Annotated in this window: 13 protein-coding genes; 9 read left to right on the top strand and 4 right to left on the bottom strand. The window is 73.2% G+C overall.

The window, feature by feature from the left end; all coding sequences use genetic code 11:
- The first annotated feature begins 61 nt into the window (after positions 1 to 61).
- Positions 62 to 256, top strand: a complete 195-nt coding sequence (locus tag MED15_RS27775) for a hypothetical protein (protein ID WP_091408694.1) — start codon at positions 62 to 64, stop codon at positions 254 to 256.
- 128 nt (positions 257 to 384) lie between these two features.
- On the opposite strand, the gene MED15_RS27780 is transcribed toward MED15_RS27775, so the two are convergent.
- Both MED15_RS27780 and MED15_RS27785 read right to left on the bottom strand, forming a co-directional pair.
- Complete coding sequence (locus tag MED15_RS27780) at positions 385 to 1,470, bottom strand: DUF3866 family protein (protein WP_112587302.1); 1,086 nt, start codon at positions 1,468 to 1,470, stop codon at positions 385 to 387.
- 49 nt (positions 1,471 to 1,519) lie between these two features.
- Positions 1,520 to 2,524: a cation diffusion facilitator family transporter gene (locus MED15_RS27785; protein WP_112587300.1), complete on the bottom strand. Its 1,005-nt coding sequence runs from the start codon at positions 2,522 to 2,524 to the stop codon at positions 1,520 to 1,522.
- Between the two features lie 118 nt (positions 2,525 to 2,642).
- On the opposite strand from MED15_RS27785, the gene MED15_RS27790 reads away from it, so the two are divergent.
- From MED15_RS27790 to MED15_RS27815, 6 genes are all read left to right on the top strand, one after another.
- On the top strand, positions 2,643 to 3,641 hold the full coding sequence (locus tag MED15_RS27790; RefSeq protein ID WP_091408906.1) for a helix-turn-helix transcriptional regulator: 999 nt from the start codon (positions 2,643 to 2,645) through the stop codon (positions 3,639 to 3,641).
- Entirely contained in the window at positions 3,638 to 4,693 is a 1,056-nt protein-coding gene (locus MED15_RS27795; RefSeq protein ID WP_244220616.1) for a helix-turn-helix transcriptional regulator, read from the top strand. Before MED15_RS27790 ends, MED15_RS27795 begins: the two co-directional genes overlap by 4 nt.
- A 10-nt stretch (positions 4,694 to 4,703) precedes the next feature.
- Positions 4,704 to 4,949 (top strand): hypothetical protein, encoded by a 246-nt coding sequence (locus MED15_RS27800; protein WP_112726421.1) that lies wholly within the window; start codon positions 4,704 to 4,706, stop codon positions 4,947 to 4,949.
- A 159-nt stretch (positions 4,950 to 5,108) separates the two neighbouring features.
- On the top strand, positions 5,109 to 5,423 hold the full coding sequence (tatA, locus tag MED15_RS27805) for a Sec-independent protein translocase subunit TatA (protein ID WP_112587298.1): 315 nt from the start codon (positions 5,109 to 5,111) through the stop codon (positions 5,421 to 5,423).
- An 18-nt stretch (positions 5,424 to 5,441) separates the two neighbouring features.
- On the top strand, positions 5,442 to 6,392 hold the full coding sequence (gene tatC / locus MED15_RS27810) for a twin-arginine translocase subunit TatC (protein WP_112638572.1): 951 nt from the start codon (positions 5,442 to 5,444) through the stop codon (positions 6,390 to 6,392).
- A 137-nt stretch (positions 6,393 to 6,529) separates the two neighbouring features.
- Positions 6,530 to 7,453 carry a diacylglycerol kinase gene (locus tag MED15_RS27815; RefSeq protein WP_112726422.1) on the top strand — a complete coding sequence of 308 codons (924 nt, stop codon included), beginning with the start codon at positions 6,530 to 6,532 and terminating at the stop codon, positions 7,451 to 7,453.
- Here MED15_RS27815 and MED15_RS27820 read toward each other — a convergent pair.
- Together MED15_RS27820 and MED15_RS27825 are read right to left on the bottom strand one after the other, a co-directional pair.
- Positions 7,416 to 8,333, bottom strand: a complete 918-nt coding sequence (locus MED15_RS27820; RefSeq protein WP_112699258.1) for an EamA family transporter — start codon at positions 8,331 to 8,333, stop codon at positions 7,416 to 7,418. The two genes, MED15_RS27815 and MED15_RS27820, sit on opposite strands and share 38 nt — an antisense overlap.
- 83 nt (positions 8,334 to 8,416) lie before the next feature.
- The gene (locus MED15_RS27825) at positions 8,417 to 9,187 is read right to left on the bottom strand and encodes an HAD family hydrolase (protein WP_112587894.1); all 771 of its coding nucleotides are present in this window, start codon (positions 9,185 to 9,187) and stop codon (positions 8,417 to 8,419) included.
- Positions 9,188 to 9,273: 86 nt separating this feature from the next.
- Between MED15_RS27825 and MED15_RS27830 the strand changes: the two genes are divergently transcribed.
- Both MED15_RS27830 and MED15_RS27835 read left to right on the top strand, forming a co-directional pair.
- Complete coding sequence (locus tag MED15_RS27830; protein WP_112601110.1) at positions 9,274 to 12,075, top strand: DEAD/DEAH box helicase; 2,802 nt, start codon at positions 9,274 to 9,276, stop codon at positions 12,073 to 12,075.
- Positions 12,076 to 12,240: 165 nt separating this feature from the next.
- The gene (locus MED15_RS27835; RefSeq protein ID WP_112726391.1) at positions 12,241 to 13,125 is read left to right on the top strand and encodes an MHYT domain-containing protein; all 885 of its coding nucleotides are present in this window, start codon (positions 12,241 to 12,243) and stop codon (positions 13,123 to 13,125) included.
- Positions 13,126 to 13,162 lie beyond the last annotated feature (37 nt).

Below are 13,162 nucleotides of genomic sequence, written 5' to 3' on the forward strand. Positions count from 1 at the left end.
GGTGCGCTGCGCCGACGGGGCCGGTCAGCCCGGCGCGCTGAGCGGTTAAGCTGAGCGCGCCATGACGACTTCTGGACCTTCCGACCGCCCCGAGCGCGGCACCGAGCGGCAGAACTGGATCGAACGCCGGCGGGAGAAGATCCGCGCCGAGATCGACCGTAACCGGCGCGGTGAATACACGGTGCCGACCTGGGTGCTGGCCCTGGCGCTGGTGCTCATCGTGGGCGGCTGGCTAGCCCTGATCTTCCTGGCCTAACCCCCCACCCTTCCCCCTCCCCCCTGCCCCGCCCCAGCTCGCGTTGATCATGACGTTATTGCCATGACACGCCGGGGCGACGGGCAATAACTTCATGATCAACCGGGTGCGGGGCCGGGGCCCGGGGGTCAGGGGAGGAGGGTTACGGCGTGGCGGCCGGCGGCGGCTGCCGCCAGGAAGTACGCGCGGTCGGCGTCGAGGCCACGGCCCATGGTGGACAGGGGTACGGCGCTGGCCCGCAGCGCGGCGTCCAGACCGTCGGTGAGCACCCGGACGATCCGGTGCCGTTCCTCCAGGGGCGCCAGCGCCGCGTGCACCTCGGCCGCGAGGGACGGCGCCAGGTCCTCGGGCACCACCAGCTCCGCCGGGGCGAGCGCCACCCGACCGTACGCGGTGAGGCTGTGGTGGGACACGCCCCGGTGTCGGGGGCGGGGGTCGGCGTCGGAGATGCGCAACGAGCCGACCGGCTTTCCGCCCAGCGTGGCGATCGCGTTGACCGCCTCGCCCACGGCGACGCCGGAGAAGCCCCACCGGGTGCCGGTGCCCAGGTTGCCCGGTCCTTGCGCCACGATCGCCACGTCCGCGTTCAGCACGTACCGGGCGGCGAGCAGACCGCCGTGCAGGGTGGTGGCCTCCAGGTCGCCACCGAACGCCTGCCCGACGGTGATCGTGCCGGCCAGCTCGGCCCGCAGCCCGGCGAGGGTGCGGGAGAACCAGGCGGGCAGCGCCCCGCCGTCGGTGAGCAGGTACGCCACCCGCGCCTGCGGGGCGTCGGCCCGGATGCCGGCCAGGATCGCCGGGAGCGCCGAGTGCAGGTCGGCGGTGACCACCGGCAGGCCGCCGAGGTCGTCCGCGTCGGCCAGCACGTCGCGGTGCGGAGAGGCATCCTCGTCGACGCCGAGGAGGATCGGCTGCAACGGCGTGTAGCGGGCCTTGACCAGGTGCCCGGCGTCGCGGGTGTCGGCGACGTCCGGCGGGTCCGGCGGCAGCCGGTCCGGCAGGGCGACCACCAGGGCGTACCCGCCGGTGCCCAGGCCCATCAGCAGCGCGCCGGCGTTGAGCAGCACCCGGTCGCCGGGCTCGGGCGTGCCGACCAGCTCCGGGTAGGCCAGCGCCCGCATCCGCGTGCCGTCGGGCAGGTCGACGTCCAGCTCCACCGCCCCGGTCCACTGCCGTCGCAGCGTCGCCACCGTCCCCGTACGCCATCGCACCATGACGGGCACGCTAGCCGCGCGGGCGTGGCGGTCCGCGCCCGGGTGTGGGTCAGGTCGGCTCGGGGCCGCCGGCGTCCGGGCTCGGCCCGGCCTGGGTGTGCCGGGCGGTGCCGGTGGCGCCCGGCATCGAACGGGTCGGGTCGAGGAAGACGAACCTGATCTCCGGGTACCGGTTCGTGAGCCGCCGCTCGGCCTCGTCGGCGGTGGCCTCGATCTGCGCGCCGGTGGCCTCGTCGCGGAAGTCGACCTTCGCGGCGACCAGGATGTCCTGCGGGCCGAGCTGCATTGTCAACAGGGTGTCGATGCGCTCCACCTCGGGCAGCCCGGCCAGATCCTGCTCGATCTCGTGGCGCAGCCGCTCCGGGACGGCCCGGCCGACCAGCAGCGACAGGTTGTTGGCGGCGAGGACCCCGGCGACCGCCAGCAGCAGGAGCCCGATCAGGATCGACGCGACGCCGTCCCACACCTCGTCGCCGGTGGCGTGCGACAGGCCGACGCCGAGCCCGGCCAGCACCAGACCGATCAGCGCCGCGCTGTCCTCCAGGAAGACGGCCTTGACGGTGGTGTCGGCGGTCAGCCGCAGGAACCGCCGCGGCGTGGTCCGCCAGCGCTGCGACTCGCGGCGGACCTGCCGCACCGCCCGGGCCAGTGAGATCGACTCGATGACGAACGACACCCCGAGCACGATGTACGAGATGAGGTAGTCGCCGCTGTGTTCGTGCACCAGGATCGTGGTGACGCCGTGGGTGACGGCGAAACCGGCGCCGGCGACGAACGTGAACATGGCCGCGAAGAACGCCCAGACGTAGCTTTCCTTGCCGTACCCGAAGGGGCGTCGCTGGTCGGCCGGGCGGGCGCCGCGGCGCAGCGCCTGGAAGAGCAGCACCTCGGTGGTGGTGTCGGCGACCGAGTGCGCCGCCTCGGAGAGCATCGCGGCTGATCCGGAGATCAGCCCGGCGATCAGCTTGGCGACCGCGATGGCGAGGTTGGCGGCGCCGGCGACGACGACGGTGCCGACGCTCTCGCTCTCGGGCCTGGCGTCCGCTTGCGACATGAGGATCACCCTATGACCGCGGACGGCGACGCGCCGGGGGAGGCCCGATCCGAACAAGTGTGCGGCACGCCCGCCGTGGGTGCACGGTGTGGGCGGGTCGGCTGCTAGCGTCTACCGCGTGTCGCGGACCCGCACCGAACGCCTGGTCAACCTGGTGATCTGCCTGCTGTCCACGCGACGGTTCCTGACCGCCGCGCAGATCGCCGCGACCGTGCCCGGTTACGAGCACGATCCGGACGACGCGCGCGACCACGAGGCGTTCCAGCGCAAGTTCGAACGGGACAAGGCCGAGCTGCGTGAGCTGGGTGTGCCACTGGAGACCGGCACGGCGAGCGCCTTCGACGCCGAGCCCGGCTACCGGATCGCCCACCGCGAATACGCGCTGCCCGACATCCTCCTCGAACCGGACGAGGCCGCAGCGGTCGGCATCGCCGCCCGGCTGTGGCAGCACGCCGGGTTGGCCGCCGCCGCGTCGTCGGGGCTGGCCAAGCTGCGTGCCGCCGGGGTGGACGTGGACCCGCAGGCGACCCTCGGCCTGGAGCCGATGGTCACTGTCGACCCGGCGTTCGCGCCGCTGACCGCCGCTGCCCGGGACCGCCGCGAGGTGGGGTTCGACTACCGGGTGCCCGACCGCGACGCGCCCAGCCGGCGACGGCTGCAACCGTGGGGCGTGGTCTGCTGGCGCGGCCGGTGGTATGTGGTCGGCCACGACCAGGACCGGGAGGCGACCCGCTGCTTCCGGCTGTCCCGGGTCGTCGGCGCGGTCCGGGTGACCGGCGCCCCCGGCGCGTACGAGCCGCCGGCCAACGTCGACCTGATCAGCCACGTGGCCCGCTGGTCGGGTCCGGTGGAGCGCACCGGTCGGGCCACCGTGCTGGCCGCGCCGGGGCGGGCCGCCGGGCTGCGCCGTTGGGCGGTGGAGGTGACCGCCGGGCCGGACGGCGACCGGCTGGTCCTGCCGTACGCCGACCCGGACGGGCTGGCCGGTCATCTCGTCGGCTACGGCCCGGACGTGCGGGTCCTCGACCCACCGGAGGTCCGCGAGGCGGTCATCCAACGACTCAAGGAGATCGCCGTGCGCCACGACGAGCTGGCCGTCAGCGGGGGTGCCCGGTGACCCGTCCGGCCGCCCGCAACGGTTCCCGCGCGTCCGCCGACCGGCTGGCCCGACTGCTCAACCTGGTGCCCTACCTGCTGGCCCGGCCCGGCATCGAGATCGCCGAGGCGGCCGGTGACCTGGGTGTCACCGAGCGCCAGCTCCGGGAGGACCTGGAGCTGCTCTGGGTGTGCGGGCTCCCCGGGTACGGCCCCGGTGATCTGATCGACATGGCGTTCGACGGTGACCGGGTGACCATCACCTACGACGCCGGCATCGACCGGCCGTTGCGACTGACCCCCGATGAGGCCCTGGCCCTCGTGGTGGCGCTGCGGATGTTGGCCGAGACGCCCGGGGTGGCCAACCGGGAGGCCGTCGAACGGGCCCTCGCCAAGATCGAGGCCGCGGGCGACCTGGTGGGCGCGCCGGTGGCGGTCCGGTTGCCCGGGGACACCCCGCGGGTCGAGGCGCTGCGCGCCGCCGTGGAGGGCGGCAAGGCCCTGCGGATCACCTACTACACGGCCGCCCGCGACGAGACCACCGAGCGCGTCATCGACCCGCTGCGGATGCTGATGGTCGGTGGCCGGGCGTACGTGGAGGCGTGGTGTCGGCGCGCGGAGGCCGTCCGGCTGTTCCGTGCCGACCGGATCGACGCGGTCACCGAGTTGGACGAGCCGGCCACGGTGCCGCCGCAGGCCGTTCCGCACGACCTCACCGAGGGCGTGTTCCGCCCTTCGGCCGACCTTCCGTTGATCACCCTGCGCATCGGCCGGGGCGAGCGGTGGATCACCGAGTACTACCCGTGCGAGCGGGTGGAGGCCGGCGACGGCGACCAGTGGCTCGTCTCCCTGCGGGTCACCGACCTGGGGTGGGCCCGCCGGTTCGTGCTGGGCCTCGGCCCGGAGGTGACGGTGGTCGCCCCGGTCGAGTTGGCTGAGCAGGTGCGGGCGACGGCGGCCGCAGCGCTGGACGCGTACGCGGTGCCCACGCCCACGGCCGTGCCCCGGCCGCCCGAGGTCGACCCACAGCGCGCGCCGTCGGGTGACCCGGCGGTGGCCGGCCGCACCCAGTAGGCTGACCGCCGTGCTGATCTGGATCGTGCTCGCGGTGGTGCTGCTACCCCTCGTGGCGCTCGCGTTGGCCGTGCGCCCGGTGCTGGCCCGGCTGCCCCGACTGCGCCGCGCCGCCGTGGCGTTGCAGCGGCGGGCCGCCGAGGCCGAGGCGCTGCGGGATACCGCCGAGGCGCTGCAACAGCGTGCCGAGGAAGTCCAACGTCGGCTCGACACCACCTCCCGGCGACTCGCGGTGATCAAGGCCAAGCGCGGCTGATCGGGTACGCACCCGGCGGTGGTTGACGGATCATCGCGGGTTGGTCAAGACTTCACCCTCCCGCCCAGACCACCACCACCCAGCGGGTGGCGGGCAGCCGATCCGCACGTACGATGGGCTGCGTACCACCTCCCGGACACAGAGCGACTGGAGCTTCTCATGGGTGCCCTCAAGCCGTGGCACATCGCTGTTCTCGTGGTTGTGCTGATCCTGCTCTTCGGTGCGAAGCGGCTCCCCGACGCGGCCCGCTCGCTGGGTCGGTCGCTGCGGATCATCAAGGCCGAGACCAAGAGCCTGCAGGACGACGACCGCGACCTCGCCGAGAAGGCCGACGCGCAGGCCGGCTACCAGCCGCTGCCGCCGCACGCCGGGCAGCAGGCGCCGTTCGCTGGTCAGCCGCAGCAGGCCCCGTACCAGCAGGCGCCGCCGCAGCAGCCGGTCGTCGACCCGGTGCACCGCGTCCGCGACAACTGACCGAAGGGCCCCACTCCCGTGGCCTTCGCACTGCGTAAACGTGGCCCAAAGGCGTTCGAGCGGGCCGCCGACGGCTCGATGACGCTCATCGAGCACGTCCGTGAGCTGCGCAACCGTCTGTTCCGTGCGTCCGTGGCGATCCTGATCGGCTTCGGCTTCGGTTTCTGGTTGGCCAAGCCGGTGCTGCACCTGCTCCAGCAGCCCTACTGTGACCTGCCGCAGGCCAGATATGTCGACGGCAAGTGTGAGTTCGTGCAGCTCGGCCCGGCCGACCTGTTCCTGCTCAACCTGAAGGTCGCGCTCTGGGTCGGGTTGATCGTGGCCGCGCCGATCTGGCTGTACCAGCTCTGGGCGTTCATCGCGCCCGGCCTGCACCGGCACGAGCGGCGCTACGCGTACTTCTTCACCGCCCTCGCCGCGCCGCTGTTCGCGGCCGGCGCGGTGCTGGCGTACTTCGTCACGGCCAAGGGCCTCGAGTTCCTGCTCAGCATCTCGGACAGCGAGATCAGCACGACTCTGGAGATCACCAAGTACATCTCCTTCGTCACCAACCTGATCCTGTTGTTCGGTGTGGCCTTCGAGTTCCCGCTCGTCGTGCTGATGCTCAACTTCGTGGGCATCGCCAGCGCGAAGCGGTTGCTCAGCTGGTGGCGCGTGGCGATCTTCGTGTTCTTCGCGTTCTCCGCAGTGGTCACCCCGACCCCGGACCCGTTCGGGATGACGGCCCTGGCGATCTGCCTCTCCGCGCTCTACTTCGGTGCGGTGGGCATCGCCTTCCTCAACGACAAGCGGCGTGGGCGGGGCAAGGAGATCTACGCCGGCATCGACGACGACGAGGTGTCGCCGCTGGAGTTCGACGCGGACCCGGTCGTGGCCGGGCAGCGGGTCGACTCGACAGCGCCGATCGGCGTACCCGAACCGGTCGCCCCACCGGCGCCGATCGAACGCCGCTACGACGACATGACCTGACGGCCCCGCGCCGACCGGTCCACCGACGCCGTCCCCGTTCACCGGGGGCGGCGTCGTCGCGTCACCTCCCGCGTCGGCGGCGGAACTGATGGTGACGGCGCCTGCCCCTGGTGAACGGCGGGTGTCCGACCGGTACGGTGCTGCCCGTGACCGCAGACGATCACCTGCCCGGCCCGGTCGCCGTGCTCGCCAACCCGACCGCCGGTCGTGGACGGCACCGCGCGCTGCTGCCCCGGCTGCTGGACGGCTTGGCCGCCGCCGGACGGCCGATCCGGTTGCTGCCGGCGTCCAGCCCCGCAGAGGCGGAGGCGGCGTGCCGTACCGCCGTCGCCGACGGCGCTGGCGCTTTGGTGGCGGTCGGTGGGGACGGCACGGTGCACCGGGCGTTGCAGGCGGTCGCCGGCACCGCCGTGCCGTTCGGCCCGATCCCGGCCGGCACCGGCAACGACTTCGCCCTGGACACCGGCTTCCCGGCCGACCCCCTCGCTGCGGCGGCGGTGATCGCCGAGGCGGTGCGTGACGGCCGCAGTCAACCGGTCGACCTGGCCCGGATGGTCGGGGCCGACGGCGTCGAGCGCTGGTACGGGGCTGTCCTCGCGGCCGGGTTCGACGCGATCGTCAACGAGCGGGCCAACCGGATGCGCTGGCCCCGCGGCCCGCGCCGGTACGACCTGGCGATCCTTGTCGAGTTGGCCCGGCTGCGCCCACGCCGCTACACGCTGCGCCTCGACGGTGTGCCGCACGACCTGGACGCGGTGCTCGTGGCGGTGGGCAACTGCCCCACGTACGGCGGTGGGATGCGGATCTGCCCCGACGCGGACCCGACCGACGGACTGCTCGACGTGGTGGTGGCGGGTCGGGTCAACCGGCGGACCCTGATCCGGGTGAAGCCGCGCATCTACCAGGGCACCCACGTCAGCCACCCGCTGGTGCGCAGTTTCCGGGCTCGCACCGTGGAGTTGGCCGCCGAGGGCATCACCTCGTACGCCGACGGGGAACGCTCCCTGCGGCTGCCGGTGACGATCAGCGCGGTTCCGGGCGCCCTGCGGCTGCTGCGTTGACCCGTACCGCGCCGATGCTGGCGGTGATGACCAGCACGATGGCGGCGCACTCCAGCACTGTCAGCGCCTGCCGCAGCACCAGCCACCCGGCGAGTGTGGCGACGGCCGGGCCGAGGCTCATCAGCACCGCGAAGGTGGCGGTGGGCATCCGCCGTAGCGCCAGCAGCTCCAGGGTGTAGGGCAGCCCGGAGGCGAGCACCGCGAGGGCGGCGCCGAGCGCCAGCACCGGCGGGTCGAGCAGGACCGCGCCGCCGTCGATGATGCCCAGCGGCAGGGTGACCAGCGCGGCGAGGGTCAGCGCCAGGGCCAGCCCGTCCGCGCCGGGAAAGCGGCCGCCGACCCGGGCGCTCAGCACGATGTACGCGGCCCACATGGCGCCCGCGCCGAACGCGAAGGCCACCCCGACCGGGTCCAGCCGGTCGAAGCCGCCCTGCCCGAGCAGCGCCACCCCGGCCAGCGCGAGACCCGCCCAGCCCCAGCTGGCCAGTCGGCGTGCGGAGAACACCGACAGCGCCAACGGGCCGAGCACCTCCAGGGTCACCGCCGGGCCCAGCGGGATGCGTTCGATGGCCTGGTAGAACAGCGAGTTCATGCCGGCCAGCGCCAGCCCGAACGCGCCGGCCGCGAGCCAGGCCGACCGGTCGTGTCCGCGCAGTCGGGGTCGGCACACGACGAGCAGCAGCACCGCCGAGATGGTCAGCCGCAGGGTCACCGCGCCGGCCACCCCGGTACGCGGGAAGAGCAACGCGGCCACGGCGGAGCCGAACTGCACCGACAGGGCCCCGCCGAGCACCAGCCCCACGGCGGCGACGCCACCGCGCCGGGCTGGTGGCGTGTCGGCCGGCGCCGTCGTGGGCAGCAGGATCTCGGTCACGGGCACGACGGTAGGCCGTCCGCCCTGGCCAACCTGCGGCGGTGTCCACCGGCGTGACCAACGGTGCGCGCGGGTCGGGCCAGCGCCGGTCAGCCGGGTAGGGCGAGGTCGAGCACCGCGCCCAGCCCGTTCTCCCGGCCCGGCTCGGCTGCCGGGAGCACCAGCACCGAGCAGCCGGCGGCCACCGCGCCCGCGTCCGCCGGGGTGTCACCGACCATCAGGGTCTGCTCCGGGTCGACGCCCAGCATGCCGCAGGCACGCCAGAAGATCGCCGGGTCGGGTTTGCAGCGCCCCACCTCGTAGGAGAGCACGAACGCGCCGACCAGGTCGGTCAGCCCCCAGGAGTCGAAGTGTGGCCGCAGGTCGAAGCCGATGTTGCTGACCACGGCCACCGGCACCCCGGCGTCGCGCAGCGCGGTCAGCGTGGGGGCGGTGTCGGCGTACGGCAGCCAGCCCTCGGTGGTCAGCAGCCGCTCGTAGAGCGCGTCGGCGAAGCCGTCGATGCCGGCGTCGACGGTCTCGGCCAACCCGGTGTACGCGCCCCGGTGGGCGTGTTGGTAGAGGTCCCGGTCGGCCCACAGTTCGGCGAGTCGGGGCGGCACCCGTGCCGGCAGTGGCCCGCCGGCGCGGCCGGCGGTCAGCAGTCGGTCGGCCAGCGAGGTGGCGCGGACCCGGTCCAGGGTGACGCCGCAGGCCGCCGCGGCCTCCAGCACCCACCGCTGGGGGTCCTCCACCTGGGCCAGGGTGCCGTGGAAGTCGAAGAGCACCGCCTTGACAGGGCGTCGGGACGCCCGGCGGGCGGCGGGCGCCTCGGCGGTGCCCGGCGGACTGGTCTGGGGCGGTTCGGCATGGTCCGGCACGCCGTGCACCCTACCGACCGCCCCCGACCGTGCCTCGGGACGGCCTTGTGGGGTGACATGGCTCGGCACGCACTAATCTTGGTGCCATGTCGAGCCCCGCCGAGCGGTACGCAGCGGCGCGCCGCAAGGCCGCACAAGCCGCACAGTTTCCGGCGCTGGACGAGTTCGCCCTCGAGTTGGGGTTCGATCTCGACGACTTCCAGCGGGAGGCGTGCCAGTCGCTGGAGCGGGGCAGCGGTGTGCTGGTCTGCGCTCCCACCGGCGCCGGTAAGACGGTGGTCGGGGAGTTCGCCGTCCACCTGGCGTTGCGTGGGCGCCCCGACGACCCGGTGCCCGCCGCCGACGCGACGACCCCACCGGCCCGGCGCAAGTGCTTCTACACCACGCCGATCAAGGCGTTGTCCAACCAGAAGTACCACGACCTGGTCGCCCGGTACGGCGCCGAGCAGGTCGGCCTGCTGACCGGCGACAACGCGATCAACGGCGACGCGCCGGTGGTGGTGATGACCACCGAGGTGCTGCGCAACATGCTCTACGCGGGCTCCAGCACTCTCCAGGGCCTCGCGTACGTGGTGATGGACGAGGTGCACTACCTGGCCGACCGGTTCCGCGGTGGGGTCTGGGAAGAGGTGATCATTCACCTGCCCGCCTCCGTCACCCTGGTCTCGTTGTCGGCGACCGTCTCCAACGCCGAGGAGTTCGCCGACTGGCTGGTCACCGTGCGCGGTGAGACCGCCGTGGTGGTCAGCGAGCACCGGCCGGTGCCGTTGTGGCAGCACATGCTGGTCGGCAAGCGGATGTTCGACCTGTTCCACGACGCCGACGCCGCCCGCAAGCACGACGTGCACCCGGAGCTGCTGCGCTATACCCGGGAGACCGCGCGGCGGCTGGAGTTGGGTGAGGGGCGCAGCGCCGGGCCCGGTGCCGGCCGGCGTGGCCCGCGCTGGCGTGGCCCGTCGCGCCCGGACATCGTCGACCGACTGGACCGGGAGGGTCTGCTACCGGCAATCCTGTTCATCTTCAGCCGGGCCGGTTGCGCCGCAGCAGTGCAGCAGTGTCTCGCCGCCGGGCTGCGGCTCACCTCGGCGGAGGAGCGGGCCGAGATCCGCCGTGTCGTCGAGTCGCGGGTCACCGCCATTCCCGGCGAGGACCTGACGGTGCTGGGCTACTGGGAGTGGCTGGACGGCCTGGAACGCGGCCTGGCCGCCCACCACGCCGGCATGCTGCCGGTGTTCAAGGAGATCGTCGAGGAGTTGTTCGTCCGCGGCCTGGTCAAGGCGGTCTTCGCCACCGAGACCCTCGCGCTGGGCATCAACATGCCGGCCCGCTGCGTGGTGCTGGAACGGCTGGTCAAGTACAACGGCGAGGCGCACGTCGACCTGACCCCGGGGGAGTACACCCAGCTCACCGGGCGCGCCGGCCGTCGGGGCATCGACGTGGAGGGGCACGCCGTCGTGGTGTGGTCCCCGGAGACCGACCCACGGCAGGTGGCCGGGCTTGCGTCCACCCGCACCTACCCGCTGCGTTCCAGCTTCCGGCCGTCGTACAACATGGCGGTGAACCTGGTCGGCACTGTCGGCGCGGAGCCGGCTCGGGCCCTGCTGGAGTCCTCGTTCGCCCAGTTCCAGGCGGACCGGTCGGTGGTCGGCCTGGCCCGGCAGGTGCAGCGCAACACCGAGACCATTGAGGCGTACGGCGCGGAGGCCGCCTGCCACCACGGCGACTTCGACGAGTACTTCGCGCTGCGGGTGGCGATCGCCGACCGGGAGAAGGCGATCGCCCGGCAGGGGCAGACCCAGCGCAAGGCTGCCGCGGTGGCCTCGCTGGAGCGGCTGCGGGTCGGCGACGTGATCCGGGTGCCGTCGGGGCGGCGGGCCGGGCTGGCCGTGGTGCTGGACCCGGCGACCGGTGGGTTCGGTGAGCCCCGGCCGCTGGTGCTCACCCAGGACCGTTGGGCCGGGCGGGTCAGCCCCGGCGACTTCACCACTCCGGCCGAGGTGTTGGCCCGGATCCGGGTGCCCAAGCACTTCAACCACCGGTCGCCGGGCGCCCGGCGCGATCTCGCCGCCGAGGTCAGCGGCACCGGCCTGGATCGGCACGGTGGCCGACGCGGGGGCCGTTCCCGGCAGGTGACCGGCGAGGACCACCAGATCACCCAGCTTCGCACCGAACTGCGTCACCACCCGTGCCACGCGTGCCCCGAGCGTGAGGAGCACGCCCGTTGGGCGGAGCGGCGTCGGCGGCTGGAGCGCGACACCGAGGAGCTGCGTGAGCGCGTCAGTGGTCGTACGGGGTCCCTCGCTCGAACGTTCGACCGGATCGTGGCGCTGCTGACCGAGCGTGGCTACCTCGCCCGCGACGGCGCGGTCACCGACGCCGGTCGGATGCTGGGCCGGATCTGGACCGAGGCGGACCTGCTGGTCGCCGAGTGCCTGCGCCGGGGGGTGTGGAACGGGTTGTCCCCGGCCGAGCTGGCCGCCGCGGTGTCTGTGGTGGTGTTCGAGGCGCGCCGCGATGTCGACGAGCGGGCGTCGCTGCCGCGCGGGCCGGTGGCCGACGCGGTGGACGAGACGCTGAAGCTGTGGGGGGAGATCGAGGCCGACGAGGCGGCGCGGGGGCTGACGGCGACCCGGGAGCCGGATCTCGGTTTCGCCTGGCCCGTCTACCGGTGGGCCCGGGGTGAGGCGCTGGCCAAGGTGCTCGGCAGCGGTCACGAGATCGATGGTGAGATGCCCGCCGGTGACTTCGTCCGGTGGGCCCGACAGGTCGTCGACCTGCTTGGTCAGATTGCCGACTCCGGCGGTGCCACAACGGAGCTGCGGTCGACGGCCCGACAGGCTATAGCGGCCGTCAATCGAGGCGTTCTCGCGTACCACACGTCAGCCTGACAATCACGCTCAGTCATTATCGTCGGTGAATCGACGCAGCGGACGGTCACCGCAACGGCACCCCTCGGATCGCCCGGGGGGTACTGTTGCGCCTGATCACGGCACCCCCGATCATTGCCGAGGCGTCTTGTTGACGCGTCGGTAACGAATGGGGAGAAAGCCGCCGTGGCGGAGATCAATCACTTTGAGTACGGGTGGATCACGCCCGGGCTGAGCTACGCGTTGTCCGTGCTCGGTTCGATCCTCGGTCTGGTCTGCGCCGGGCGCATCCGCACGGCCCGGACGAGCGGCCAGCGGGCGTGGTGGGGTCTGCTGTCGGCCTGGGCGCTGGGTGGCACCGCCATCTGGGCGATGCACTTCATGGCCATGCTCGGCTTCGCTGTCGAGAACACCCGGATCCGCTACGACGTGCCGCTGACCGCGGCCAGCACGGCCATCGCCGTGGTGGCGGTCGGTATCGGCCTGGCCATCGTGGGCACCGGCCGGCTGAATCCGGCACGCCTGATCGCCGGCGGTATCTTCACCGGCGCCGGCGTGGCCTCCATGCACTACACCGGCATGGCCGCCATGCGCCTCAACGGCAGCCTCGGCTACGACACGGTCCGGGTCGTGCTCTCGGTGGTCATCGCCGTGGTGGCGTCCACCGTCGCGCTGTGGCTCGCGATGACCGTCCGGCGGGGGTTGGCGATCTTCGCCTCCGCGCTGGTCATGGGGATCGCCGTCAACGGGATGCACTTCACCGGCATGAGCGCCCTGTCGGTGCACCGCCACGAACGGACCGGCGAGGTGACCGGCGCCGGGGTGAGTACGTTGCTGGTGCCGATCGTGCTGGCGGTGGTCTTCGGGGTCGTCGGTCTGCTCTACGCGCTGCTCGCCGCTCCGACCGACGACGACCGGGCCGCCACCGCGTACCTGGACGGGCGGCGGCTCTCGGAGCCGGCGGCTCCGGTGCCCACCGCTGCTCCCGACCCGGTCGGGTTGCGCGCCCGCTCCACCCTCGGCCAGCCCGGTACTCCGTTCCCGTCCCGCCGGGACACGCCGCCGCGCTGACGCCGTACGGCCGGCCCGCGCCGTCCGCGCCCGCTGA

The organism is Micromonospora noduli (assembly GCF_003264475.1).
Lineage (GTDB): Bacteria > Actinomycetota > Actinomycetes > Mycobacteriales > Micromonosporaceae > Micromonospora > Micromonospora noduli.

Coding starts and splice junctions, on each gene's coding strand:
- MED15_RS27775 (WP_091408694.1), top strand. CDS start 62: ATGACGACTTCTGGACCTTCCGACCGCCCCGAGCGCGGCACCGAGCGG.
- MED15_RS27780 (WP_112587302.1), bottom strand. CDS start 1,470: ATGGTGCGATGGCGTACGGGGACGGTGGCGACGCTGCGACGGCAGTGG.
- MED15_RS27785 (WP_112587300.1), bottom strand. CDS start 2,524: ATGTCGCAAGCGGACGCCAGGCCCGAGAGCGAGAGCGTCGGCACCGTC.
- tatA (WP_112587298.1), top strand. CDS start 5,109: ATGGGTGCCCTCAAGCCGTGGCACATCGCTGTTCTCGTGGTTGTGCTG.
- MED15_RS27830 (WP_112601110.1), top strand. CDS start 9,274: ATGTCGAGCCCCGCCGAGCGGTACGCAGCGGCGCGCCGCAAGGCCGCA.